Origin of the sequence: Allosediminivita pacifica, assembly GCF_003054175.1 — a bacterium.
Classification (GTDB): domain Bacteria; phylum Pseudomonadota; class Alphaproteobacteria; order Rhodobacterales; family Rhodobacteraceae; genus Allosediminivita; species Allosediminivita pacifica.
In genome coordinates this window covers 231,497-256,957 of record NZ_QBKN01000001.1, presented here as the reverse complement: position 1 = coordinate 256,957, position 25,461 = coordinate 231,497, and the positions used below count along the sequence as shown (strand labels likewise).

Here is a 25,461-nt window from a genome sequence, read left to right as displayed (position 1 = left end):
TCAGTGCCCCGCATAGGGCAGGTAGCCGACGAAGCCCGCGATCTTCCAGCCATCGGGCGTCTCGCGGCAGGTGTAGAGCGTCTGCCACAGCATCCGGTCGGCCCCGCCATCGGCCCGTCTGATCGTGCCGTCGAACTTCTTGCGCACCAGCGCCACCGGGCCCTGAAGCTCGATCTCCTCGAGCTTTGTCGCGCGGAAAATACCGGCACGCTGATCCTCGGCGTATTCTGTCTTCTGCGCGTCCGCCGCCTGACGCAGCCACTCGTCCCGGTAGGCCTCAAGCGAGGCGAAGGACAGCGACCAGTTCTGCGGGTCGGGATCGAAATTGCCGTTCATGCCGATGAAGTTCTCGGCGATGAAATCCCCCGCGATCATCGGCCAGTCGGCGCCGATGAAGGCGTCGATGTCGCGCTGCACGAGCATCTCCCAGATGGCGTGGCGGGCCTCGTCCAAGGGATCGAAGGGGTTCTGCATGGGATCTCGCATCCGGGTGGCCTCTTTTTCTGCAATCATGCAAATTATTTTCTCTATTCACCAAAAATACTGGCCAATCCACGGGTCGCATGCAAGTGTGATCGGGAAAACAAGAAAATGATTTTCGGAAATGCGGGCCTGCGCCCCTTCCCGAACCCCGAAGACCCGTGAGAGGATGGGGCCATGGATATCTTCGCGACACTGATGCAGGAGGGGCTCAAGCTCTCCCAGTCGGAACAACGGCTCGCGGACATCGTCCAGGCGGACATCGACTTTGCCACCAATGCCTCGATCACCGACCTCGCCGCAAGGGCCGAGGTCTCGCCGCCGACGGTGACGCGCTTCTGCCGCAGGCTCGGCTGCAACTCCTTCTCCGACTTCAAGGTGAACCTGGCCAAGTCGAACTACGTGGGCTCGCGCTACCTGCGCCCCGAGGCCCGGACATCGACCCCATCCGAGGTGGCCGAGGACATCGTGACCAAGGCGCAGAAGGCGCTCTTCATGATGCACGAGGCGCTCGACATGGCAGCCATGGAAAAGGCCGCGGCGCTGCTGTCTGGGGCCGAGATGACCTATGCCTTCGGCTCGGGCGGCAATTCCTCGATGATCGTGGGTGAGTTGCAGAACCGCCTGTTCCGGCTCGGCTGCCGCATCACGACCTCGACCGACCACGGCATGCAGATGATGCTGGCCTCGGCCCTGAACCGCGAGGACCTAGTGATTGGCTCGTCCTTTTCGGGGCGCAACGCCGAGCTTGTCACCTCTTTCGAACTGGCCCGCGCCCAGGGCGCCACGACCATCGCACTGACGCAGTCCGGCTCGCCCGTGGCGCAGGCCGCCGACCTGGTGCTGGCCGTCGATCTTCCCGAGGGCGAGAACATCTTCCGCCCGACCTCCACCCGATACGCCATGCTCGCCGTGGTCGATATCCTTGCCAACCTTGTCGCCTACGCGGACCGCACGGCCACCGCCGCCACGCTGCGCCGCATCAAGGAAAGCCTGATCCGCCATCGCGACGGTGACGACAGCCAGCTCCTGGGCGACTGACCCGAAGGACCCCTTCCATGACCAAGACCCACCGGATCGCCGTCGGCGGCATCCACACCGAATGCTCGACCTACAACCCCGTCCTGATCCGCGAGGCCGATTTCGCGGTCATGCGCGGCGAGGCGCTGGCAGCGTCGGACTACTTCGGCTTCCTGCCCCGCGAGGATGTGCAGGTGCTGCCCCTTCTGCACGCCCGCGCCGTGCCCGGCGGCCCGGTGGAGCGCGAGACCTACGAGACGCTGAAGGCCGACTTGCTCTCGCGTCTCGAGGCCTCGTTGCCGGTCGACGGGGTCTACCTTGCCATGCATGGCGCCATGCACGTGGACGGCATGTGGGACGCCGAGGGCGACTGGATCAAGGCGGTGCGCGATCTGGTGGGCCCCGAGATGCCGATCGCTGTCAGCTACGACCTGCACGGCAACGTCAGCCAGCGCATCGTCGACCAGATCGACATGTTCGCCGCCTACCGCACCGCGCCGCATATCGACGTGGCCGAGACAATGACACGCGCCTGGGAAATGCTCCTGCGCTGCCTGCGAACGGGTGAAAAACCCTTCGTGACCTGGGCGAAGATCCCTGTCCTGATGCCCGGCGAACGCTCCTCGACCGAGGATGAACCGGCGAAATCGCTCTACGCCGCCCTGCCCGGTCACGACAAACGCCCCGGCATCTGGTCCGCCGACCAGATGGTCGGCTACGTCTGGGCGGACGAACCCCGCGGCACCGCCGCCGCGGTCGTGACCGCCACCGACGCAGCCGAGGCCGAGGCCGTCGCCCGCGATCTTGCCCGGGCCTACTGGGAGGCGCGCGGCGCCTTCGCCTTCGGCCCCGTGACAGGCACGCTGGACGAGATGCTCGACATGGCGGCAAGGGCCACCACCGCGCCGGTGATCCTCGCGGAAAGCGGCGACAATCCCACCGGCGGCGGGGTCGGAGACAACGGGCTTGTGCTGAAGGCGCTGATCGAGCGGGACTGGCAGGACGCTCTGATCGCCGGCATCACCGACCGCCCCGCGGTCGACGCCTGCTTTGCCGCAGGCGTCGGTGCCGAGCTCGACCTGAGCATCGGTGCCAGTCTCGATCCTTCCGGCGTCTCGGCCACGGCCCGCGTCTCGGTCCTTACGCTTGTGGAGGGCGACGGCGGTGCCTTTGCGCAGGCCGTAGTCCGCACCGGCGGCATCACCGTGGTGCTTGCCGCGCGCCGCCGTCCCTATCATAACTTCGCGGACTTCGAGCTTCTGGGCCTCAACCCGCGCGGCGTCGGCCTGCTGGTGGTCAAGTCGGGCTACCTGTCGCCCGACCTCGCGCCCATCGCAAACCCCAACCTCATGGCCCTGACCGAGGGCGTCGTGAACCAGGACATCCCGCAGCTGGCAAGCCTGCATCGCGCCCCCGGCATCTACCCTTGGGAGCCCGACGCGACCTTCACCCCGGCCCCGGTCCGCTCCGCGCGCGCCTGACGCGCCATGTTCGACCTGATCCGGAGCCTTCGCGCCTCGGCGGGCCTGCGCGCCTGCGCCATGGCGGTCTTCTGCTGCGGCATCGCCGCGGCCTCGACCGCGCCCTACAAGTCCGTCGTGGCGATACGCGAACTGGGGCTGAGCGACGGCGCCTTCTCGGCGCTGACGCTGAGCGCCGCCGTGGTCAACGTGCTGGCCTCGGTCTGGCTCGGCACGCTTGCCGACCGCGACTCGGGTTACCGGCGATTGCTCATGTGGCTCGCGGCGACCGGCATGGCGGGCTATTCCGCGATCTTCTTCTTTCCGAACGCGACGGTCTTTGTCCTCGCCCTGCTCGTGCCGGTCTCGGTCTTCGGCGGGCTCACCCCCATGCTCTTCGCCGCGGGGCGCGTCTTTTCCGAGGACCTGCCCACCGCCGACCGCATGGGCCTCTCCTCGGTGCTGCGCGGCATGGTCTCGGCCGCCTGGATCCTCGTGCCGGGGGTGCTCGGTTTTGCTCTCGCGGGCGCAGGCTCCATGCTGCCGGCCTTTGCCGTGGCGGCCTTGGCCGCAGGCGCTGCGCTGGTCATCATCGCCCTGCGCATGCCGCGGGGCGGCAGCGGCGATCCGGCCCGCCGTCCGCCGCGCGTGTCCCTGCCCGCGGCCTTCGGCCTGCTGATGCGCCCCGCGGTCACGCTGCGCGTTCTGGGCACCGCCGCCATCACCTCGGCGATCCATGTGCATGCCGCCGTCATGCCCCTGATCATGACGGGGCGCGCGGGCGGCACCACGGCGGATGTGGGCATCACGGTCGGCATCGTCGCGGGGATGGAGCTGGTCTTCCTGCTGGTCTGGGCGCAGGTCACCCGGCGCATCGCCACGGTCACGGTGCTCGCCGTCGCCATGGGGCTATACACCGGCTACCTCGGGGTGATCGCGCTGGCCACGGCACCCTGGATGATCATCGCCGGCGCCTTTCTCGGCGGGACAGCTGCCTCGGCGCTCATCACACTGCCACTCGGCTATCTGCAAGAGCTCATCTCCGACCGGCCCGGCCTCTCGGCCTCGCTGATCTCGCTGAACCTGTTCCTGGCGGGCGCCATCGCCGCCGGGCTTTTCGGCCTCGGGACGCATTTCGCCGGCTATTCCACCGTCGCGGTCATGGGCATCGTGACGGGGCTTGCCGGGGCGCTGGGACTGCTGATCATGGAACGCTTTCACCCCATCGCCCTGGCCGAGGACCCGACATGACCCGTACCTTGGAAATCTGTGTCGACAGCGCCGAGGGGCTAAAGGTCGCCATCGCGGGCGGTGCCGACCGGATCGAACTCTGTTCCGCACTGGCGCTCGGCGGGCTTACGCCGTCGGTGGGGTTGATGAGCCACGCGGCCCGCGCCCCGGTGCCCGTCCTCGCCATGATCCGGCCCCGCGCGGGCGGCTTCGACTGGAGCCGCGACGAGATCGCCATGATGGAGGCCGAAATCGCCGCGGCCGCGCAGGCCGGTCTGGCAGGCGTCGTCATCGGCGCCACGAGGACGACCGGGACGGGCACCTTGCTTGACGCACCCACGCTGGAACGGCTGGCGATCGCCGCAGGTGACATGGATATCACCCTGCACCGCTGCATCGACGTGGTGGACGATCCGCTGGCCGCGCTCGACCTTGCAGCGGACCTCGGCATACGCCGCGTGCTCAGTTCCGGTAGGGCCACTTCTGCCCCTGAGGGCACGGCACGGCTGGCCGAGATGATGCGCCACGCGGCCAGCCGGCTGACGGTGATGCCGGGCGCGGGGATCAATCCCGTCACCCTGCCCTGCCTGCTGTCGGCGCTCGACCCGGCCGAAGTACATGCCTCGGCCTCGAAACCCGATCCCGGCCCCGCAACCCTGACCCACCTCGGCTTTCACCCCGAGGGCGCCCGCCGCACCGATGCCGCGACGGTGGCCGAGTTGAAGCGGATCCTCTCGGCTCAGGCCGGGTGAACGTCGAGGTAGTAGTCCAGCAGCTCCAGTTCCGACGCCGCCGCGCGATCCAGCAGCACCGTCGCCTGACGGTGCATCTGAAGGATGCTGCCGGGCCAGCGGGCCGAGATCGGCCCCTCGATGACCTGCGCCACGGCGCGCGCCTTGGCTTCGCCGGTGGCCACCAGAAGCACCTCGCGGGCCCGCATGATCGTCCCGATCCCCATGGTGATCGCCAGCCGCGGCGGCTCTTCCCCCTCGGGGAAATAGCGGCTGTTGGCCTCGCGCGTCGACCGCTCCAGCGTCTTCAGCCGGGTGATCGAGGCAAGGCTCGAGGTCGGTTCGTTGAAACCGATATGCCCGTTCAGCCCAAGCCCCAGAAGCTGCAGGTCGATGTCGCCAGCCGCGGCGACGGCCGCCTCGTAGCGTTCCGCCTCGGCCGCAGGATCCTCGGCCTCGCCAAGCGGCAGATGCGCGGCACCCGGCGCGATGTCGATATGATCGAACAGCTTCTGCGCCATGTAGTGGCGGTAGGAACAGGGGTGGTCGCCAGCCAGTCCCACGTATTCATCGAGATTGAAGCTTGTCGCGCCGGCAAAGCTCGCCCGCCCGTCCCGATGCAGCGCGATCAACTGTTCATAGACCGCCTCCATCGTGCCGCCCGTCGCAAGCCCCAGCACCGAGGCGGGCTTTGCCGAAAGCTGCGATGCGATCTCCCCCGCCGCGCGGGCCGAGACCGCCTCCGCATCGTCGAGGATCAGGATCTTCACGCGATCAACCGTTCTGCGGACAGTAGGCGACCACGTCCATCTCGACCTTGGCATCGACCATCAGCGGCGATTCCACCGTCGAGCGGGCGGGCGGCGCGATGCTGAAGTGCTTCTTGAAGACCGCGTTGAAGGACGAGAAGTCCCGTGCGTCGTCCAGCCAGACCCCGACCTTCACCACATGTTCGAGCGTGCAGCCCGCCAGCGCCAGAACCTCCTTGAGGTTCTCGATCACCACCTCGGTCTGCGTGGCGATGTTGCCGTGCACGACCTCGCCGTCGCGCGTGGGCACCTGGCCCGAGACAAAGACGAAATCCCCGCCGCGCACGGCCTTGGAAAAGGGACGTTCCTGCCCGCCTGCCTGTGCTTCGGCGGCATCGAGACGGGTGATCCCGGGAATGGTCATGTTGCAGGCTCCACGAAATTGATTTTCTTTTTTGTGTCGTGAATACCTGCGATGAGCAAGAGATTCCTCGCCAAGTTGGCGGATTTATGAAACTGATTTACGAAAATCTCCCAAGAAGACGGACCAGATGCCAGACGCGACCAACCTGCCCTTCGCCCGGATCAGCCTGAAGTGGGGCATGATCGACGCCCCCGACCTCGACATCGCCGGCACCTTCGCCCTGCTCGCCGAGCTGGGCTTCGACGGGGTCGAGATCGACGCCCCGACCGACCTGCCGCTCGATGCCCTGACACGCGCCAGCGCCGACAGCGGCGTGGCCCTGCCCGGCGTCGTGAACGCGCGCCACTGGAGCCACCCGCTGACCTCCAACGACGCGGACACCCGCGCCGCGGGGCTGCGGGGCATGACCGAGGCGCTGGAGACCGCCAAGACCATCGGCGCGCAGACCGTCCTTCTGGTACCCGGCGCCGTGACCCCCGAGGTCAGCTATGCCACCGCCATGGACCGCGCCACCGCCGCGCTGGAGACCCTTCTGCCCGAGGCGGAACGCACCGGCGTGGCCATCGCGCTGGAGAACGTCTGGAACAACTTCCTGCTCAGCCCGCTCGAAGCGGCGGCGCTGCTCGACCGCTTCGATCACCCGCTGTTGGGCTGGTATCTCGACCTCGGCAACATCCTCAGGAACGGCTATCCGACCGACTGGATCGAGGCGCTCGGCCCCCGCATCATGCGCGTGGACATCAAGGAATACAGCCGCACCAGGATGGATGCCAAGGGCCCATGGAAGGGCTTCGACGTGGAACTTGGCGAGGGCGATTGCGACTGGGCCGCGATTAACGCCGCCCTGCGCGGCGTCGGCTACAGCGGCTGGGCCTCGGTCGAGGTGCCCGGCGGCGGGCGCGCGCGTCTTGCCGACATCCGCGCCCGCGTCGAAAGGCTACGCCGCCTCTGAGGCCAGCTCGGCCCGCACCTCGTCGAAGATGCGGATCACGTTCTTCAGCCCCGTTTCGCAGCCCATCAGCGTCGGCTCGTTGCCCTCGAACTCGAGCGAGACGTAGCCGTCGTAACCGGATTGCAGGATGCGCCGCACGATCGCGCGCGTCTCCACGTCGCCAAAGCCGAAAACCGTTCCCACGATATGCCGTCCGCCCAAGGTCTCGAGCCAGCCCGGCCCTGGGTAATGCTTGCGCACCAGGAAATCCTTCACGTGCATGTAGCTCGCGACGCCAAGGCAGTTGTTCACCGCGACGAAGGGGTCCTCGTCAACGCAGAGGAAATTGCCGATATCCAGCGTCATGCGGAAATGCGGGCTGTCCACCGCCTGAACGAGCCGGCGGCAGCGTTCGCTGCCATTCATGAGAAAGCCGTGGTTCTCGATGCTGGCCACCACGCCCCGCGCGGCTGCATGGTCTGCCACCTCGGCGCAGCCCTCCACGATCACCGGGAACAGCGCCTCGACCTGGGCATAGCTTTCGGGCCGCATGGACCACGGCACCACGTCGGTGCGCAGAAAGCCCACACCCATGTCGGCGCAGAGATCCACGTAGCGCTTGGCCCTGTCGATCTGCGCCCGGCGCGCGGCGCGGTCCTCGTCTATGAACGACGCCGGGATGCACATTCCTGACAGCGTGACGCCCGACTCTCGCGAAGCGGCCTCAAGCCGCTTGCGTGTCTCGGCGTCGCCGGACAGGTCGTAGTCCATCATGTCCTCGAGCCCCGGACCTACGGTCAGGGTCGCGAGTTCCATGTGGGTCCCGCCCGAGCCGGCGATCTGGTCGAAGACGCCCTCGATGCCGATGTCCCCTGCCTTCAGGAGCTTTTGAAAACTGTAGGAGCTGGTCCCGAATTCCATGCTGTAGCCCTCTTCTGTTGCCTTGCGCAAAGCTTGTGCGGCAGACCTCGGCACGATCCGCCGGAGGCCCCTGGCGCGAAAATATTTTACACATTGATGTTGACTTTGACGCTAGCAAGCGCCCCCATGCGGCGCAACACGAAAAGATTTTACACTCCGGAGTGCCGAGAATGATCACCCGATCCGCAGATGTCGTCATCGTGGGCAGCGGCCCAACAGGCTCGACCTACGCCCGGATCATCCGCCGCGACTGGCCCGAGGCCCGCATCCTGATGGTCGAGGCCGGGCCGAAGGCCACCGCCAGGACGGGCCAGCATTTCGACACGCTCTCGGACGCCGAACGCACCGCCGCCCGACTGATGGCGCAGGGTCCGCGGCGTGGCGAAACCTACGCGCCGATCACGCGCGAGGAATGGGAGGCCCGCAAGGCCGGCAAGCACGACCACTCGCTTCAGCGCCGTCCGGGGCTCTTCTTCGCCAACACCGACACCCCCGACGAAAAGGCCTTTGCCGGCTTCGCTGCGGCCTCGGTCGGCGGCATGGGCGTCCAGTGGACCTCCGGTTGCCCGCATCCCTCCAAGTCCGAACGCATCTCCTTCATCGATCCCGACGAGATGGAAGCTGCCCTGCAGCTTGCCGACAGCCTGCTTGGCGCCAACAAGCATCCCTTCCCCGGCGACAAGGGGTCGGAAGAGATGCGCGCGCGGCTTGGCGCAGTGTTCAACCCGGGCCGCCCAGAGGACCGCAAGGTCCAGCCCATGCCACTGGCCTACACGGTCACCGAGGATGGCGTGATCACCCACGGCACCGACCACATCCTTGGCGAGATGGTCGACGAGCCCGAGGACATGTTCCGCATCCTGCCTGACACCGCCTGCCGCCGCGTGCTGCACGAGGACGGCCGCGCCACGGGCGTCGAGCTTGTCAGCATGAACAGCGGCGAGACGTGGCAGGTCGAAGCCGGTACCGTCGTCGTCGCCGCCGACAGCCTGCACGGCCCGCAGCTGCTCTACGGATCGGGCATCCGTCCCGAGGCGCTGGGGCGCAACATCAACGACCATTTCCTGATCAACCGCTTCCTCGTAACCGACATCGAAGGGCCACTGACGTCGATGTCCTGGATTCCCCGCACCGATGACGCGGCTTTCCCCTTCTCGGTCACGATCCACGGCAACGACCCGGCGCTCTTCCCCTTCCCCGAAAAGATCGAAGGCACGCTGGTCGGCATGGGGCTTTTCGTGGCCGCCGATCCCCGCCCCGAAAACCGTATCGTCTTCGACGAGGATACCCCCGACTGGAAGGGCCTGCCCAGCTTCTCGATCCACGCGCCGATCAACGAGGTCGACGCCGAGCGCATCGAAAACGGCAAGGCCCTGGCCGAGAAGATCGCCCATACGCTGGGCGCCCCGGTCGACGGGTTCGCCACCACCCGCGTGCCCACCGGCAGCTCGCTGCACTATCAGGGCACGCTGCGCATGGGCGAGGTGGACGACGGCACCAGCGTCTGCGACCGTTTCAGCCGCGTTTGGGGCTTCGAAAACCTGCACGTGGCGGGCAACGGCGTGATTCCCACCGTCACCGCCACCAACCCCACCCCCTTCATCGTGGCACTGGCCAGCATCGGCGCCGCCAAGATCGCCGCCGAGCGCCGCACCGTGGCGCGCGCCACAGTCTGAGGCAAGGACCGCAAGATGACCGAACAGACCTTTTCCGTTCTCGTCGTGGGGCTCGGCCAGATGGGCCAGAGCCACGCCATGGCCTATCACGCGCACGCCGGCTTCGAGATCGTCGGCCTCGTCAATCGTTCGCAGCGCGAGTTGCCGTCGGGGCTGACCGTCTATCCGATGCTGCACGACTACAAGGCGGCGCTGGCCGAGCTGAAACCCGACGTGGTGTCGATCGCGACCCATACCGACACCCACGCCGACTACGCTGTCGCCGCGCTCGAGGCCGGGGCGCATGTGTTTGTCGAAAAGCCCCTCGCCGCCACCGTGGCCGACGCCCGCCGCGTGGTCGAGGCTGCCAAGGCCAACAATCGCAAGCTCGTCGTCGGCTACATCCTGCGGCACCACCCCTCGTGGCAGCGTCTTATTTCCGAATCGCGCGGCCTCGGCGGGCCCTACGCCTTCCGCATGAACCTCAACCAGCAGTCCAGCGGCGCCGCCTGGAAGATCCACCGCGAGATCCTCAAGACCACCTCCCCCATCGTCGACTGCGGCGTGCACTACGTCGACGTCATGTGCCAGATCACCGACGGCCGCCCGGTCGAGGTGCGTGGCATGGGCGTGCCCTTCGCCGATGGTCTGCCCGAGGGCATGTACAACTACGGCCAGTTCCAAGTGCTTTTCGACGACGGATCGGTCGGCTGGTACGAGGCGGGCTGGGGTCCGATGATTTCGGAAACCGCCTACTTCGTGAAGGACGTGATGTCGCCCAAGGGTGCCGTCTCCATCGTGATGGAGGAAACCACGGGTTCGGCCGACATCAACGCCCACACCCAGACCTCGAAGCTGCGCGTGCACCACGCCGAGACCGGCGACGACGGCGAACTGCTGCACGAGGACGACTGGCTGAGCATGGAGGGCGAACCCGACCACCAGGCGCTCTGCGATCTGGAGCAGGATTACCTCTACCGCGCCATCGTCGATGACACGGACCTCTCCCGCCACATGAGTGATGCGGTGGATTCGCTCAACATCTGCCTCGCCGCGGACGAGAGCATCCGCTCGGGCAAGACAGTCACGCTCTAGTCCCCTCCGCAATCGGGCGACGCTGCGTGACAGCAGCCTCAGCGCGCCGGTTGCCCATCCGGCACCCACGCATTTCGCCTATGCTACGCCGCGCGGCCTTGTCGCGCGGCGTTTCCGCATCTGCGAAAGGACCTCGCCGCAGCCGCAGGCTCCGCTGCATTGCGGCGAATTGACAGAGACATATTATTTCGCATAACAAGTCCGTGACGAAACAAGATTGTCGCCCTGACTCGGCCTTGATAGTGACGGAGACACCATGAGCGAAATCCCGATGCCCCCCCGCGACAAGCCCTGGCTGATCCGGACCTATGCCGGCCATTCGACCGCAGCGGCCTCCAACGCGCTCTACCGTGGCAACCTTGCCAAGGGGCAGACCGGGCTCTCGGTGGCCTTCGACCTGCCCACTCAGACCGGCTACGACAGCGATCATATCCTGGCCCGTGGCGAGGTCGGCAAGGTCGGCGTGCCGGTCTGCCACCTCGGCGACATGCGTACCCTGTTCGAGGATATCCCCCTCGACCAGATGAACACCTCGATGACGATCAACGCCACGGCCCCCTGGCTGCTGTCGCTTTATATCGCGGTGGCCGAGGAACAGGGCGCCGACATTTCCCAGTTGCAGGGCACCGTCCAGAACGACCTGATAAAGGAATACCTCAGCCGCGGCACCTATATCTGTCCGCCCAAACCTTCGCTCAGGATGATCGCCGACGTGGCCGAGTACTGCTACACCGAGGTTCCGAAATGGAACCCGATGAACGTCTGCTCCTATCACCTGCAAGAGGCGGGCGCGACGCCGGAACAGGAGCTTTCCTTTGCGCTCGCCACCGCGGTTGCCGTCCTCGACGAACTCAAACCCCGGGTCCCCGAACACGAATTCGAAGTCCTTGCCGGGCGCATTTCGTTTTTCGTGAATGCGGGCATTCGATTTGTCACAGAAATGTGCAAGATGCGTGCGTTTTCCGAGCTCTGGGATGAAATCCTTATGACGCGATATGGCGTCAACGATCCGAAATACCGGCGTTTCCGCTACGGCGTCCAGGTCAATTCCCTAGGATTGACCGAGCAGCAACCCGAAAACAATGTCTACCGCATCCTCATCGAAATGCTGGCCGTGACCCTTTCCAAGCGTGCCCGGGCCCGAGCCGTCCAGCTTCCCGCATGGAACGAGGCGCTTGGGCTCCCGCGTCCCTGGGATCAGCAATGGTCCATGCGGATGCAACAGATCCTGGCCTATGAAACCGACCTTCTCGAATTCGACGACCTCTTTGACGGAAATCCCGCGGTCGATGCGAAAGTCGAGGCGCTGAAGGACGGCGCCCGCGCCGAGCTTCGGAATATCGACAGCATGGGCGGGGCCATCGGCGCCATCGACTACATGAAAAGCCGCTTGGTCGAGGCCAATGCCGAACGCGTCCGCCGGATCGAGCACGACGAGATCACGGTGGTCGGCGTCAACCGCTGGACCGAAACCGAGCGCAGCCCACTGCTGGGCGAGGACGGCGGCATCATGGTCGTCGACGAGGGCGTCGAGCAGGACCAGATCGGCCGTCTGAATGCCTGGCGCGAGGCCCGCGACGACGCAGCCGTCGCCGCCGCCCTGGCCGAGCTGCGCGCAGCCGCCGGCGAAGGTCGCAACGTGATGCCCGCCTCCATCGCCTGCGCCAAGGCCGGCGTGACCACCGGCGAATGGGCCGGAGAGATGCGGGCCATCCACGGCGAATACCGCGCCCCCACGGGGGTCTCCACGGCCATGAGCAACATGACCGAGGGGCTCGAAGACCTGCGCCACGCGGTGGATGCGGTCTCGGACCGCCTCGGCCGCCGTCTGAGCTTCCTGATCGGCAAGCCCGGGCTCGACGGCCATTCCAACGGCGCCGAGCAGATCGCTTTCCGCGCGCGCGACTGCGGCATGGAGATCGACTACGAGGGCATCCGCCTCACCCCCGCACAGCTGGTCGAGGCCGCCGCCGCCAAGGAACACCACGTGATAGGGCTCTCGATCCTGTCGGGCAGCCATATCCCTCTTGTCGAGGATGTGATGACCCGCCTGCGCGAGGCGGGCCTCGGCCATGTGCCCGTGATCGTCGGCGGGATCATCCCCGACGAAGACGCAGGCCGCCTCCGCGCCATGGGCGTCTCGCGCGTCTATACTCCAAAGGATTTCGAGCTGAATAGGATAATGCACGACATTGTCACGCTTGTTGATCCCAAATCCGTGGCCGCCGAATAGGATTTATTAACCCTTTTCGGGAATCTCCTTCACGTGCACCCTCAATTCAGGTGCGCGAATTCTTGCCTTGCGCCCGGAACAGACACAAATGACACAGTTCCATGTCTTGTGGCTTCGTGTCATTTTTATATAGCAGGCAAGAAAAGGAGAAGCGCATGAATTACGATCTCGAAAACATGACCCGCGACGAACTGGAAGCGCTCATCAAGGATGCGCAGAAAGCTCTGAAAACCGTGGACGCCCGCCGCCGCTCCGAAGCGAAACGCGCTGCGGAACAAGCCGCAAAGGAATACGGCTTTTCGCTCGACGAAATACTCACCGCCGGCCCCAAAGGCTCCAAGGGCTCGCCGAAATACGCAAACCCTCAGGACCCCACCCAGACCTGGACTGGCCGCGGCCGCAAGCCCAACTGGGTGATCGAAGCGCTCGACGAGGGCAAGTCGCTCGAACAACTGGCCATCTGAAATGACGGTCCATATCGGCGCCGAACCCGGCTCCATCGCAGAAACGGTGCTCATGCCCGGAGATCCGCTCCGGGCAAAATGGGCGGCAGAAACATTCCTCGACGATCCGGTCTGCGTGAACCAGGTACGCGGAATGCTGGGTTTCACCGGTACGTGGAAAGGCAACCGCGTCACGATTCACGGTTCGGGCATGGGCATGCCCAGCCTGTCGATCTACGCCAACGAGCTGATCCGCGATTTCGGGGCAAAGACACTGGTCCGTATCGGGTCCTGCGGGGCGATGCAGGATCACGTGAAGCTGCGTGACGTCATCATCGCCATGACGGCGTCGAGCTATTCGACCCCCTCGGCCAGCTTCTTCCGCGACCTCAGCTACGCGCCTTGCGCGGACTGGAGCCTGCTGCGCGCCGCCGCCGCGGCCGCCGAGGCCAAGGGCTCGACCACCCATGTGGGCGGGATCTACTCGGCCGACGTCTTCTACGACGAACGCCCCGACCTCGATGAGCAGATGACCCGCCACGGCGTCCTCGCGGTCGAGATGGAGGCTGCCGAGCTCTACACTGTCGCGGCCCGCCTCGGCGCCCGAGCGCTGGCGGTGCTCACCGTCTCGGACCACCTGCGCACGCACGAGGCTCTGCCTTCGAGCGATCGCGAGCGCAGCTTCGGCGAGATGGTCGAGATCGCCCTCGAAGCCGCCTTTTCCTGACAGCCGGATGCGGCGGGCCTAGCGCCCGCCCGTCCCGTGACTGCGGTCGTAGCCGTTCACCGGCGGCGACCGCCAGTCGCCCAGCGCGCCCTCTTCCGGTTTCAGCACCTCGACGTTCAGCGGATGGCACGCCGCCGTGTCCGAACTGTGCTCGGCGCTGCAATCCCCGCCCGGACAGGCGCTGAGCGCGCCCAGCAGGTCGATCTCGGCAAAGAACGTCAGCGCATCGCCGGGCCGCACCGGGCTCGCCTTCATGAAATACTGCCCCGTGTCGCGGGTGAAGCCCGTGCACATGAAGACGTTGAGCACGTCATGCACATGGCGTTCGGCTTCCTCCACCGTCAAACCCCGCGACTCGGACAGCGCCCGGATCAGGTTGGAATGGCAGCAGTGATGATACTGAGTCCCCGCCAGCAGGTTGCCGGTGTAGGGATCGCAGCGCGTCCCGATCACGTCATGCACGGACCCGCCAAAGTCGTCGATGCCGTACCAGTGCAGGTCGTCCTCGACGATCGTCGCCATGGGTCGCAGCGCCGGGAAGGACGACCAGAGCCGTTCGCCCGTGGTCACATGGGTGCCGTGCAGCGCGCGGGTCTTGCCGGAATAGAACCGCTCGGACAGGTCCACGGCGTTCCACAGGTTGAGATCGCCCACCTGCGGCCCCTCGCTGCTCACGATGCGGAAGAAATGCCCGGCGGGCACCTCGAAGGCGCAGGCCTCTCGCGGCGGCGCAACATGTGTCGCCACCACCTCGGCCCCCACCAGCGCGGCGCGGTAGAGCGGCAGGTCCGGTTGCGGCAGCGTCTCGGTCGGGTAACAGATCACCGGCGGCACGGCACGGCGGGCGGCGGCGTCCTCGGGCGTCGTCTTCATGGGGAACCTCCTGTCGCGAAACGGCCGAGGTATCCCCGCCCCCCGGGGCTTTGGCAAGGGGCGTCGGACGCCTAGCCCCGCCCCTTGCGATAACGGAAGACCCCGGTGCCGGCCGCAATCAGCTCGCCGGTCTCGTCCTTCAGGGTGCCTTCGGCGAAATAGGTGCTGCGCCCGCCACCGGTCCGCCGCCCCTCGGCGATCAGCAGCGTGCCCCTGGGCCGCGACAGGAACATCACGTTGAGCGACAGCGTCATGGCAAAGACCTGCCGCTCCGGATCGCCCGTGTAGCAGCCCGCGTGCCCCATGGAGGTGTCGAGAAGGCTGGAATGCACCCCGCCGTGCGGCACGCCATGCCGGTTCATCAGGTGCGGCGCGATGGGCAGCTCGAAGCGCGCGTAATCCTCGGACCAGTCCGTCATGCGCGACCCGATATGCTGCCCGAAGGCCGTCGCCTCCTCGATCACCTTGCCACCGTCACTCATCCTCGTTCCTTTCGCCTTCGCTTTCCCCCACGAGGTAGACCCGCACGATCCACTGCGCCACCAGCGCCGGGCGATTCGCGCCCTCGATCTCGACCGTCACGTCCCAGTGCACGTCGATCCAGCCCTCCCCCTCCTCGACCTCGGCCACGAGGAAGACCGCCCGCAGCCGCGCCCCCACCGGCACCGGCGCGACGAAGCGGATGTGGTCGAAACCGTAGTTCACCCTCTGCGCCGCCTCCGGAAACACCCCGACAAGCGCGCTGTCCGACATGGGCGCCAACAACGACAGCGTCAGGAAGCCATGCGCGATGGCGCCCCCGAAAGGCGTCTCGGCCGCCCGCTCAGGATCGAGGTGGATGAACTGCCAGTCCTCGGTGGTGTCGGCGAAGCCGCGCACGCGGTCGGCGCCCACCGCCACCCAGTCCGAGACCCTCCGGTCCAGAGAGGCCAGGCTTTCAGCCAGCATCCGGCAGCCTGTGCTCGGCAAACCGCTTGCGCAGGCTCAGCTTCGATACCTTCCCCGTCGCCGTCATCGGCAGGTCCTCCACCACGACCATGTCGTCGGGCAACTGCCATTTCGCCACGTGTTCCAGCATCATCTCGTGCACCTCCGAAAGCTTCGGCGGATCGCCCGCATCAGCCGGGACCACCACCAGCAGCGGCCGTTCCTCCCACTTGGGGTGGGCGACCGCGATCACCGCGCAGTTGGCCACCTTGGGATGCGCCATGGCGATGTTCTCGAGGTCGATGGAGCTGATCCACTCGCCCCCCGACTTGATGAGATCCTTTGTCCGGTCCTGGATCTGCAGGAACCCCTCGGGGTCGATCGTGGCGACATCGCCGGTCCCGAACCACCCCTCGGCGTCGAAAGCCGCCTCCGTCGCCGCTTCGTTGTTATAGTAGCCCGAAATCACGGCATTTCCGCGCACGAAAAGCTCGCCCGCCGCCTTGCCGTCATGCGGCAGCCGCGCGCCGTCCTCGCCCAGGATCTTGAGATCCACGCCGAAGACGCGCCGCCCCTGCTTGCCCTTCTTCTCGAGCTTCTCGGTGTCCGAAAGCCCCTGCATCGACACCGGCAGCTGCGCATGGGTGCCCACGGGCGACATCTCGGTCATGCCCCAGGCGTGGCAGACATCCACCCCCTGCCCCTCGAAAAAGCCGATCATGGACTTCGACGCAGCCGAGCCGCCGATCACCAGCTGGTCGAGATCCGCAGGCGCGCGCCCGCGCTTTTCCACCTCGGCCCGCAGGCCCAGCCAGACGGTGGGCACGCCCCAGCTTGCCGTGACCTTCTCGCGCTCCATCAGGTCGAACAGCGACGCCCCGTCGAGCCCGTGCCCCGGCATGATGAGAGAGGCGCCCACCATGGGCGCGGCATAGGGCAGCCCCCAGGAATTGACGTGGAACATCGGCACGACCGGCAGGATGCGCGCCCCCTCGCGCAGGCTGCGCGCCACGGTGATCGCGATGTAGAAGGCATGCAGCACCGTCGAGCGATGCGAATAGAGCGCCCCCTTCGGGTGCCCCGTGGTGCCCGACGTGTAGCAAAGCGAGGCCGCGGTATCCTCTGGCAGCTCCGGCCAGTCGTAGTCTTCCGGCTGCCCGTCCAGCAGTTCCTCGTAGCACAGAAGCTCCAGCTTGCTCTCGGGCATGTGCGCCCGGTCGGTCATCACCACCAGGGTCAGCTCCTTGGGCAGGTGATCGGCCAGCGCCTCGGTCAGCGGCACGAAGGTGGTGTCGAGGAACAGCACCCGGTCCCCGGCATGGTTCAGGATGTAAAGCAGCTGCTCCGCCGGCAGGCGCGGGTTGATCGTGTGGCAGACCGCCCCCATGCCCGAGATCCCGTAGTAGAGTTCGAAATGCCGGTAGCCGTTCCAGGCCAGCGTCGCCACGCGGTCCCCCTCCGCGATGCCGAGCCCCGCCAGCGCATGGGCCAGCTGCCCCACCCGGGCATAGGCCTCGGCATAGCCGTAGCGATGAATGTCCCCCTCCGTGCGGACCGAAACGACGCCCGTGCCCGGATGCGCCTCCGCCGCGTAGCGCAGGATCTCGATGATCGATAATGGACGGTGCATCATCATTCCGTGCATGGCCTATCCTCCCCTTGCCGTGCTCCGTTGTCGGGTCAGGTTGGCTGAGGTAAGCCCGGGGCTGCAACCGCTTTCGGCGGAAGCGACGTAGCGACAGACAACCGAAAGAGGAAACGCCATGACCGAGCAGATGACGCGCATCGCGCTGGCCCGCCGCCCCGACGGCATGCCCGTGCCCGAGGATTTCTCGCGCGAAACCGCGCCCCTGCCGCGGCCCGCCGAGGGCGAGGTCCTGGTCGCGACCGAGTATCTCTCGCTCGACCCCTACATGCGCGGTCGCATGCAGGACGTCAAAAGCTATGCCCCCTCCGTCGACATCGGCGGCACGATGACCGGCCAGGGCGTGGGTCGCGTGCTGGCTTCGAAGGCCGAGGGCTTTGCCAAGGGCGACCGCGTCACCGGCATGACCGGCTGGGCCAGCCACGCGGTGCTGCCTGCGGGCGAGTTGCGCAAGCTCGACGCTGACGTCTCGCCAACCTCCGCGCTTGGCGTGCTTGGCATGCCCGGCTTCACCGCCTGGACGGGGCTGAAGAAATACGGCCGCCCCGAGGCGGGCCAGACCCTCGTGGTGGGCGCCGCCACGGGCCCGGTGGGCTCCATGGTGGGCCAGCTTGCGAAGCTTGCGGGGATGCGCACTGTCGCGGTGGCCGGCGGGGCCGAGAAATGCGCTCTGGCCCGCGACACCTTCGGCTTCGACGCCACCGTGGACCACCGCGCCCACGATGACGCCGAAGGCCTGCGCGCGGCCCTCGCCGAGGCAGCGCCCGACGGCGTCGACATCTACTGGGAAAACGTCGGCGGCAAGCTTCTTGAGGCGGTCATGCCGCTCATGAACACCCACGGGCGCATTCCCCTCTGCGGCACCATCGCCTGGTACGGCGGGTTCGAGGACGTGGCCGACCGCCTGCCCGGCTTCATGCGTAGCATGCTGGTCAAGCGCCTGCAGCTTACCGGCCTGATCATTTTCGACCACTGGGACGCCTTTCCGCAGTTCCTGGAGGAGGTCACCCCCAAGGTGAAGGCAGGCGAGATCGCCTTCCTCGAGGACATCGCCGAAGGCCTCGAGACCGCGCCGCAGACCTTCATTTCGATGCTCCAGGGCGGCAACCGCGGCAAGCAGATCGTGAAGATCTGAGGTCGGGTCTCGCCGCGCTGGCGCGCGACGATCCGGCGGGGGGCTCTGCCCCCGACCCCCGGGATATTTCCGTCAAGAAGAAGCGGCGGCCTGCGCACCTGGTCCACCCTTGCGCGCCTGTGCCTCCAACGAAACAGGACACCCGCGAGGCAATCGCGCCGTCCGAAGCTTCTTCTTGGCAGAAATACTCCCGGGGAGCGGCCGCAGGCCGCGGGGGCAGAGCCCCCCTTTCTACCGGGCCACGCGGGACATTCCTAAAATTCGGTTAAAGTGTCTCTGTAACCCATTGATTTCTCATGAGAGCGACAATGTCCCGGCGCGGGACACCCCTCGGGACACCCTTTCGCCCTGCCCGACCAAGCTTGCGCGCGCCCCCCGGGGGTGACACCGTCCGCGCCATGACAGCCCCCGTGACCCTGCCGCTCTGGCTCTTCATCCTGATCGTCCTCTTCGCGGCGGCCAGTTTTGCGACCAACTTCCTCTTCCCCTCGGTCCGCTGGTTCTTCCGCAGACGGGCCGAGAAGCTGGTGGCCCGGATCAACCAGCGGCTCGAGCGGCCCATCGAGCCCTTCAAGCTCGCCCGCCGCTACGACCTGATCCAGCGGCTCTGCTACGACCCCGAGGTCACCAAGGCCATCGTCGAGCATGCCCGCACCGAAGGGGTCCGCGAGGACGTCGCCTTCGAGCACGCCCGCCGCTATGCCCACGAGATCGTGCCCTCCTTCTCGGCCTTCACCTACTTTGGCTGGGGCGTGAAGGCCGCGCGCTGGCTGTCGACCACGCTCTACCGCGTGCGGCTGGGCCGCCACGACGACGCGGCGCTGGCCCGCATCGATCCCGACGCCACGCTGATTTTCGTGATGAACCACCGGTCCAACATGGACTACGTGCTGGTCACCTACCTCGCCGCGCAACAGTCGGCGCTGAGCTACGCGGTGGGCGAATGGGCGCAGATCTGGCCCCTCTCGCGGCTGATCCGCTCCATGGGTGCTTATTTCATCCGCCGCAAGTCGCGGAACCCGCTCTACCGCAAGGTCCTTGCCCGCTACGTCCAGATGGCCACGGTGGGTGGCGCCACCCAGGCCGTCTTTCCCGAGGGCGGGCTCTCGCTCGATGGCCGCCCGCAGCCGCCGAAGGTCGGCCTTCTGAAGTACATCACCGACGGCGCCGACCTAGCCACGCGCGACGTGATCTTCGTCCCCGTCGCCATCAACTACGACAGGGTCTTCGAGGACTCGGTCCTCGTCCGCGCCGGCGCCTCGGGCGGACGCCAGTTCAACGCGCGGATCACTCACGTCCTGAAGGCCTGCCTGCGACAGGTCTGGCTCTGGGTGACGCGCCGCTACCACCGCTTCGGCTACGCCGCCGTCAGCTTTGGCCAGCCGCTGTCCCTCCGAGAGTTCCCCGAGCTTCATACCAGGCCGGAGGCGCTGGCCCGAACCCTCATGGCCCGCATCGCGGCTCAGGTTCCGATCCTTCCGGTCCCCCTCGTAGCGCATCTTCTCAGCGAAAACGGCCCCTGCACCCGCAGCGCGCTCGAGAATGCATTTTCGGCGACGCTTGAGCGGCTCGACCATGCCCACATCCACCTGCCGCGCAACCGGACCGACTACGCCGTGGAGGTCGGCCTGCGCGGCCTGATCGAGCGGGGCGTCGTCACCGCACAGGGCGATATCTACACGATCACCGAAGGTGCCGCCCCGCTCGCCGACTTCTACGCCAACTCGATACGCCACCTTCTCTGAGCTTGGTGGACGACTTTCTGCGGTTGCTCGGTTATAAAATTTCAATATGAGCATATCGATTGTTGCAATCTTTCGTATTGAGGGATATCCCGGGGCCGTCGCCCCTTGATTCTGCACTGCAGAGCCGAGTGGCGCCGGGAACCCAGGCTTTACTGAGAGGAGGCCGCCATGGCTCTGGACACGCAGCCCAGCATCGCCCAGTACGATGCCCCCAAGAAGGACCTCTACGAGATCGGTGAAATGCCGCCGCTCGGTTACGTGCCCAAGCAGATGTACGCTTGGGCGATCCGGCGGGAGCGTCACGGCGAGCCCGACAAAAGCTTTCAGATCGAGGTGGTCGATACATGGGACGTTGATAGCAACGAGGTGCTGGTCCTCGTGATGGCGGCAGGCGTGAACTACAACGGCGTCTGGGCGGGGCTCGGCCAGCCGATCAGTCCCTTCGACGGTCACGGCGCGCCCTACCACATCGCGGGTTCCGACGCCTCGGGCATCGTCTGGAAGGTCGGCGCCGCCGTGCGCAACTGGAAGGTTGGCGACGAGGTCGTCATCCACTGCAACCAGGACGACGGCAACGATGAGGAATGCAACGGCGGCGACCCCATGATGTCGCCCACCCAGCGGATCTGGGGTTACGAGACACCGGACGGGTCCTTCTCGCAATTCACCAAGGTGCAGGCCCAGCAGCTCATGCCACGCCCAAAGCACCTGACCTGGGAGGAGAGCGCCTGCTACACGCTGACGCTTGCCACCGCCTACCGGATGCTCTTCGGCCACGCGCCCCACGAGCTCAAGCCAGGACAGAACGTGCTGGTCTGGGGCGCCTCGGGCGGACTTGGCTCCTACGCGATCCAACTTGCCAACACGGCCGGCGCGAACGCGATCGGCGTGATCAGCGAGGAGGACAAACGTGATTTCGTCATGTCCATGGGCGCCAAGGGGGTCATCAACCGCAAGGACTTCAACTGCTGGGGCCAACTGCCCACGGTGAACACGACCGAATACAACGACTGGCTCAAGGAAGCGCGCAAGTTCGGCAAGGCTATCTGGGAAATCACCGGCAAGGGCGTGAGCGTCGACATGGTCTTCGAGCACCCGGGCGAAGCAACCTTCCCGGTTTCGACCCTGGTCTGCAAGAAGGGCGGCATGGTGGTGATTTGTGCAGGGACGACCGGCTTCAACTGCACCTTCGACGTGCGTTACATGTGGATGCACCAGAAACGCCTGCAGGGCAGCCACTTTGCCCATCTGAAACAGGCGGCCTCGGCCAACAGGCTGATGATCGAGCGGCGTCTTGATCCCTGCATGTCCGAGGTCTTTCCGTGGGCGGAAATTCCTGACGCTCACATGAAGATGCTGCGCAACGAGCACAAGCCGGGAAACATGGCCGTCCTTGTTCAGTCGCCGAAGACCGGACTGAAGACCTTTGAGGACGCGCTGGAAGCTCGCAGCTAGGCCGAGGACGCGTTAACGGACAAAAACAGAACACTAGAACCGGCCCGATGGGCCGGTTTTCTTTGCATTTTTACGATCTCCGAGAATTCAACGACTTATAAACGGATCCCCCGCTATTTTTGGGGAGTGGAAATTCGTGAATATTAACGCCGCTCCGGCCCTGCTAGAGTTGTATTAATAGTTCATTAACTACCTATCAGCGAGGCTGTCATGAGACATGACTGGATTATGGATGTACTGACCGACCTGAGAAGCTACGCGCGTACGAACGGGTTGCAGGCGCTGGCCGAGCAGCTGGACGATGCCCGTCTCCTCGTGCAGGTCGAGCTTGCATCCCAGGGCGAGGATGGCCGCATTGGGATATGTGGAACAGGGGACGGGCCGGGACGCGCTGTTCGGGCGGTTGGAGACCGCTGAGACCCCGGAGGAACTGCAGCAACTCATCGAGTTACTCAGGGACCACTACAGTGTGGATCACATTGTTTACCACTGGGTAAATAGCAACGGAGACCAGTACGGCTGCGGTACCTACCCGAAGGCCTGGGTTTCTCGATACCTGGAACGAGGCTACCTGCGTATCGATCCGGTTGTTCAGGGATGCTATCAGCGTTTCCACCCTGTCGATTGGAAGCGTCTCGACTGGTCTGGAAAGGCCGCGCGCAACTTCCAACGCGATGCCGTGGAACACGGGATCGGAAACCAAGGCTATTCTATTCCTATCCGCGGTCCAAACGGCCAATTCGCAATGTTTTCCCTTAGCAGCAATTGCAGTGACGAAGACTGGGATACGTTTACCGAAGAGCACCGCCGCGACCTCATCCTTGTCGCGCACTACTTCAACCAGAAAGCCCTCGAACTGGAGCCTGGGCGAAAACCGGAACCCTCGCAGGCCCTTTCTCCGCGGGAGGTGGAGGCCCTGACGCTCCTCGGCGTCGGCTACAGCCGTGCCCAAGCGGCCGAAACGCTTTCCATTTCCGAGCACACTTTGCGCGTCTACATTGAAAGCGCGCGTTTCAAGCTTGGCGCGATGAACACGACCCATGCCGTCGCCCGCGCGTTGAGCCGCGGCCTGATCGTTATTTGAATTCCCCGCACTACAATATCTGAAGGCACTACAATATCTGAAGAATGCGTTAGCTGGTGTTTCACTGGGCGCGCGGACTCCCCAGAACTGGTTAAGCGGCCAGACCGCACTCTCACCTCCGACAGTCATCCGAGGGAAGAGACGATGATCCGCTACATCTATGCAGAAGACCTGAACAAGTTTCCGATGCTTGCACGCAGCATGTTCCGCGACCGGGCCGACCAGTTCGCGACGCGTCTGGGATGGGAGGTGTCGGTGGACGAGCGGGGCGAGGAGCGGGATGATTATGACCGCGAAAACCCGCTCTACGTGATCTGGGAGAAGCCCGACGGGACGCATGGGGGGTCGATGCGGCTGCTGCCGACCGTCGGGAAGACGATGGTGAACGATCATTTCGTGCACCTGACAGACGGGGTCCGGATCGAGAGCCCGCTGATCTGGGAATGCACGCGGTTTTGCTTGTCTCGGGACGCGACACCGGGGATCGCGGCGGCGCTGATGCTGGCGGGAGGCGAGGTGATGCGGCAGTTCGGGGTGGAGCACTACGTGGGGGTCTTCGATGCCCGGATGGTGCGGATCTATCGCCGGATCGGGAGCTCGCCGGATATCCTCGGCCAGGAGGGCCAGGGGCGCGAGATGATCGCGGTGGGGCTCTGGGAGTTCACCGCGGAGGCACAGAAGAAGGTGGCCGAGAGTGCCGGGATCGCGCCCAAGCTGACGCGGCAGTGGTTCGAGATGGCCTTTGGCGCGACGCCGGCCGAGGTGGACGTCGAGGCGGCCTGAAAGGGTGTCCCGCGCCGGGACATCTTACCGCCCTATACAAAACAAAGGGTTACAGAGGCGTATTAACTGAACTTTAAGAATGTCCCGCAAACGGCGTCCCCGGGTTTCCTTGCGAAACCCATCATCGGGGCGCCGTTTTCGCGCCCCGCGATCTCTGGCGCAGCACCGCGAAGGCAGATAGTCTGCGAGCCATGAACGCCCCTGCCCTCGTATTCTCCGATGACCAGGCCCAGGCCTTTGACAGCGTGTCCGAGATGATGCGCGAGGCAGGCGTGGACCTTGCCGAGGGCCTGGCCCTGCCCGCGCCCGAGGGACGGGCGCGGACCATGGCGCTCATGGGCAAGGCGGGCAGCGGCAAGACCGCGCTTCTGGCAGAACTGGCAAAGGCGCTGAACGACGCAGGCGTCGAGACGGTGTCGGGCGACTGGGAGGGGCGCAAGCGGCGCGACCGGCGGACGCTGGCGATCCTGGCACCGACCAACAAGGCGGCGAGCGTGCTGCGCCTTCGCGGGGTCCCCGCGACCACGATCCACCGCATCCTCTATACCCCCGTCTACGATCCCGAATACGAGCGAGTCGCCGACTGGCTTGCGGGCACGGGCGACCGGCCCGAGATCGAGGACCTGACCGATGCGGCGCTCGACCGGGCGCAGGCGAGCTACGAGCTGCACAAGTCCATTCCCGCCGCGCTGGCGGCGGCAGGCCTGCGGGGCAGCGATTTCATCACTGGCTGGAAGCGCCGCGAGGAGCCGCTAGACATCGGCTTCGTCGACGAGGCGTCGATGCTGGACGAGAAGCAGTACAACGACCTGCGCGAGATCTTCCCCACCCTGCTACTGTTCGGCGATCCGGCGCAGCTGGCGCCGGTGGGACAGTCCGGGCAGATGGTCTTTGACGGCATGAAGCCCGAGCAGAAGCTCGAACTGGCCCGGATCCACCGTCAGGACGCCGACAACCCCATCCTCGACCTGGCCCACGCGCTGGCCGATCCGCAGCTTGAGTTCGAGGATTTCGAGCGGATGGTCGAAGAAAAGGCCCGCAAGGACGACCGCGTCGTCTGGGGGCAGCGGGTCGAGGTCGACCTGATGGCGCGGTCTCCGGTGCTGGTCTGGCGCAATGCCACGCGAATCCGGCTGATCAACGCGTTTCGCCAAGTGCACGGCGCGCCCGAGACCGAGCTTCTGGCCGGGGAGCCGCTGATCTGCGACGGGCTGGAACTGCCCCTGAAGCATCGCAAGAAGCGGCTCGACCTCGAGGCGCGCGGGCTCATCAAGGGGGCGCAGGTGGTCTACCTCGGCCCCGGGCGCAAGCCGGGGTTTTCGCGGCTTCACGTCATGGGCGCACCGGAACCGCAGGTGTCGGCGGCGTCCATCGTGAAGATCGAGAAGCCCGAGGAGGAAGAGCCCTTCATCCCCTTCGCCGCGCGCATGGGCGCGACCTTCCTGCACGGGGCGGCGGTCACGATCCACAAGGCACAGGGCAGCCAGTGGGAGGCGGTGCAGGTCTTTGCGCCCGACCTGTATGCCGCCGCGCGGATGGGCCGGAACGAGGCGGGCCAGCCGCTGTGGAAACGGCTGGCCTATGTCGCGATCACGCGGGCGCAGGAAAGGCTGCACTGGGTGGTGCGCAACCGGCTGGCGAAACCCACTCACGAGCTGCGCATCGACGATCTGGGCGGCACCCCGGCCCCGCTTGCGCTGGCCGGGGAGGAATAG

The 25,461-nt window shown here is 65.9% G+C and carries 24 protein-coding genes; 16 read left to right on the top strand and 8 right to left on the bottom strand.

Features of this window, described 5'->3' with window-relative positions; translation table 11 throughout:
* Window positions 1–513 (bottom strand): hypothetical protein, encoded by a 513-nt coding sequence (locus tag C8N44_RS01255; protein ID WP_210204137.1) that lies wholly within the window; start codon window positions 511–513, stop codon window positions 1–3.
* Between the two features lie 144 nt (window positions 514–657).
* On the opposite strand from C8N44_RS01255, the gene C8N44_RS01250 reads away from it, so the two are divergent.
* From C8N44_RS01250 to C8N44_RS01235, 4 genes are read left to right on the top strand one after another with little or no spacing between them, the layout of a single operon-like run.
* On the top strand, window positions 658–1,521 hold the full coding sequence (locus tag C8N44_RS01250; protein ID WP_107974332.1) for a MurR/RpiR family transcriptional regulator: 864 nt from the start codon (window positions 658–660) through the stop codon (window positions 1,519–1,521).
* A gap of 17 nt (window positions 1,522–1,538) precedes the next feature.
* Window positions 1,539–2,981: a M81 family metallopeptidase gene (locus tag C8N44_RS01245; protein ID WP_107974331.1), complete on the top strand. Its 1,443-nt coding sequence runs from the start codon at window positions 1,539–1,541 to the stop codon at window positions 2,979–2,981.
* Window positions 2,982–2,987: 6 nt separating this feature from the next.
* Window positions 2,988–4,211 (top strand): MFS transporter, encoded by a 1,224-nt coding sequence (locus tag C8N44_RS01240; protein ID WP_107974330.1) that lies wholly within the window; start codon window positions 2,988–2,990, stop codon window positions 4,209–4,211.
* The gene (locus tag C8N44_RS01235; protein WP_107974329.1) at window positions 4,208–4,942 is read left to right on the top strand and encodes a copper homeostasis protein CutC; all 735 of its coding nucleotides are present in this window, start codon (window positions 4,208–4,210) and stop codon (window positions 4,940–4,942) included. Before C8N44_RS01240 ends, C8N44_RS01235 begins: the two co-directional genes overlap by 4 nt.
* Here C8N44_RS01235 and nagB read toward each other — a convergent pair.
* Both nagB and C8N44_RS01225 read right to left on the bottom strand, forming a co-directional pair.
* The gene (gene nagB / locus C8N44_RS01230; protein ID WP_107974328.1) at window positions 4,930–5,691 is read right to left on the bottom strand and encodes a glucosamine-6-phosphate deaminase; all 762 of its coding nucleotides are present in this window, start codon (window positions 5,689–5,691) and stop codon (window positions 4,930–4,932) included. The two genes, C8N44_RS01235 and nagB, sit on opposite strands and share 13 nt — an antisense overlap.
* A gap of 4 nt (window positions 5,692–5,695) precedes the next feature.
* Window positions 5,696–6,094 carry a RidA family protein gene (locus tag C8N44_RS01225; RefSeq protein WP_107974327.1) on the bottom strand — a complete coding sequence of 133 codons (399 nt, stop codon included), beginning with the start codon at window positions 6,092–6,094 and terminating at the stop codon, window positions 5,696–5,698.
* A 127-nt stretch (window positions 6,095–6,221) separates the two neighbouring features.
* On the opposite strand from C8N44_RS01225, the gene C8N44_RS01220 reads away from it, so the two are divergent.
* A complete protein-coding gene (locus C8N44_RS01220; protein ID WP_210204136.1) occupies window positions 6,222–7,046 on the top strand; it encodes a sugar phosphate isomerase/epimerase family protein in 825 nt (274 codons plus the stop codon).
* Here the strand turns inward: C8N44_RS01220 and C8N44_RS01215 are convergent.
* A complete protein-coding gene (locus C8N44_RS01215) occupies window positions 7,032–7,946 on the bottom strand; it encodes a sugar phosphate isomerase/epimerase family protein (protein WP_107974326.1) in 915 nt (304 codons plus the stop codon). The two genes, C8N44_RS01220 and C8N44_RS01215, sit on opposite strands and share 15 nt — an antisense overlap.
* 170 nt (window positions 7,947–8,116) lie before the next feature.
* On the opposite strand from C8N44_RS01215, the gene C8N44_RS01210 reads away from it, so the two are divergent.
* From C8N44_RS01210 to deoD, 5 genes are all read left to right on the top strand, one after another.
* Entirely contained in the window at window positions 8,117–9,622 is a 1,506-nt protein-coding gene (locus tag C8N44_RS01210; RefSeq protein ID WP_107974325.1) for a GMC oxidoreductase, read from the top strand.
* Between the two features lie 15 nt (window positions 9,623–9,637).
* On the top strand, window positions 9,638–10,696 hold the full coding sequence (locus tag C8N44_RS01205; protein WP_107974324.1) for a Gfo/Idh/MocA family protein: 1,059 nt from the start codon (window positions 9,638–9,640) through the stop codon (window positions 10,694–10,696).
* 256 nt (window positions 10,697–10,952) lie between these two features.
* Window positions 10,953–12,929 (top strand): protein meaA, encoded by a 1,977-nt coding sequence (locus C8N44_RS01200; RefSeq protein ID WP_188758609.1) that lies wholly within the window; start codon window positions 10,953–10,955, stop codon window positions 12,927–12,929.
* Window positions 12,930–13,084: 155 nt separating this feature from the next.
* Window positions 13,085–13,393 carry an H-NS histone family protein gene (locus C8N44_RS01195; protein WP_107974323.1) on the top strand — a complete coding sequence of 103 codons (309 nt, stop codon included), beginning with the start codon at window positions 13,085–13,087 and terminating at the stop codon, window positions 13,391–13,393.
* A gap of 1 nt (window position 13,394) precedes the next feature.
* Window positions 13,395–14,099: a purine-nucleoside phosphorylase gene (deoD, locus tag C8N44_RS01190; protein WP_107974322.1), complete on the top strand. Its 705-nt coding sequence runs from the start codon at window positions 13,395–13,397 to the stop codon at window positions 14,097–14,099.
* A gap of 18 nt (window positions 14,100–14,117) precedes the next feature.
* On the opposite strand, the gene C8N44_RS01185 is transcribed toward deoD, so the two are convergent.
* From C8N44_RS01185 to C8N44_RS01170, 4 genes are all read right to left on the bottom strand, one after another.
* Window positions 14,118–14,972: an urea carboxylase-associated family protein gene (locus C8N44_RS01185; RefSeq protein ID WP_107974321.1), complete on the bottom strand. Its 855-nt coding sequence runs from the start codon at window positions 14,970–14,972 to the stop codon at window positions 14,118–14,120.
* A gap of 71 nt (window positions 14,973–15,043) precedes the next feature.
* Window positions 15,044–15,454 carry a PaaI family thioesterase gene (locus C8N44_RS01180; protein ID WP_107974320.1) on the bottom strand — a complete coding sequence of 137 codons (411 nt, stop codon included), beginning with the start codon at window positions 15,452–15,454 and terminating at the stop codon, window positions 15,044–15,046.
* The gene (locus C8N44_RS01175) at window positions 15,447–15,920 is read right to left on the bottom strand and encodes a MaoC family dehydratase (protein WP_107974319.1); all 474 of its coding nucleotides are present in this window, start codon (window positions 15,918–15,920) and stop codon (window positions 15,447–15,449) included. Before C8N44_RS01175 ends, C8N44_RS01180 begins: the two co-directional genes overlap by 8 nt.
* Complete coding sequence (locus tag C8N44_RS01170) at window positions 15,910–17,544, bottom strand: long-chain-fatty-acid--CoA ligase (RefSeq protein WP_107974318.1); 1,635 nt, start codon at window positions 17,542–17,544, stop codon at window positions 15,910–15,912. The genes C8N44_RS01175 and C8N44_RS01170 overlap by 11 nt, the downstream gene beginning before the upstream one ends.
* 118 nt (window positions 17,545–17,662) lie before the next feature.
* Between C8N44_RS01170 and C8N44_RS01165 the strand changes: the two genes are divergently transcribed.
* The 6 genes from C8N44_RS01165 (at window position 17,663) to C8N44_RS01135 (ending at window position 25,461) form a co-directional block, all read left to right on the top strand.
* The gene (locus C8N44_RS01165; RefSeq protein ID WP_107974317.1) at window positions 17,663–18,679 is read left to right on the top strand and encodes an NADP-dependent oxidoreductase; all 1,017 of its coding nucleotides are present in this window, start codon (window positions 17,663–17,665) and stop codon (window positions 18,677–18,679) included.
* 398 nt (window positions 18,680–19,077) lie between these two features.
* Complete coding sequence (locus C8N44_RS01160) at window positions 19,078–20,424, top strand: 1-acyl-sn-glycerol-3-phosphate acyltransferase (RefSeq protein WP_107974316.1); 1,347 nt, start codon at window positions 19,078–19,080, stop codon at window positions 20,422–20,424.
* 168 nt (window positions 20,425–20,592) lie between these two features.
* Window positions 20,593–21,879, top strand: a complete 1,287-nt coding sequence (gene ccrA / locus C8N44_RS01155; RefSeq protein WP_107974315.1) for a crotonyl-CoA carboxylase/reductase — start codon at window positions 20,593–20,595, stop codon at window positions 21,877–21,879.
* Window positions 21,880–22,270: 391 nt separating this feature from the next.
* Window positions 22,271–22,963 (top strand): helix-turn-helix transcriptional regulator, encoded by a 693-nt coding sequence (locus C8N44_RS01145; RefSeq protein WP_425352928.1) that lies wholly within the window; start codon window positions 22,271–22,273, stop codon window positions 22,961–22,963.
* A gap of 144 nt (window positions 22,964–23,107) precedes the next feature.
* Window positions 23,108–23,746, top strand: a complete 639-nt coding sequence (locus tag C8N44_RS01140) for an acyl-homoserine-lactone synthase (RefSeq protein ID WP_107974312.1) — start codon at window positions 23,108–23,110, stop codon at window positions 23,744–23,746.
* 191 nt (window positions 23,747–23,937) lie between these two features.
* The gene (locus C8N44_RS01135; RefSeq protein ID WP_107974311.1) at window positions 23,938–25,461 is read left to right on the top strand and encodes an AAA family ATPase; all 1,524 of its coding nucleotides are present in this window, start codon (window positions 23,938–23,940) and stop codon (window positions 25,459–25,461) included.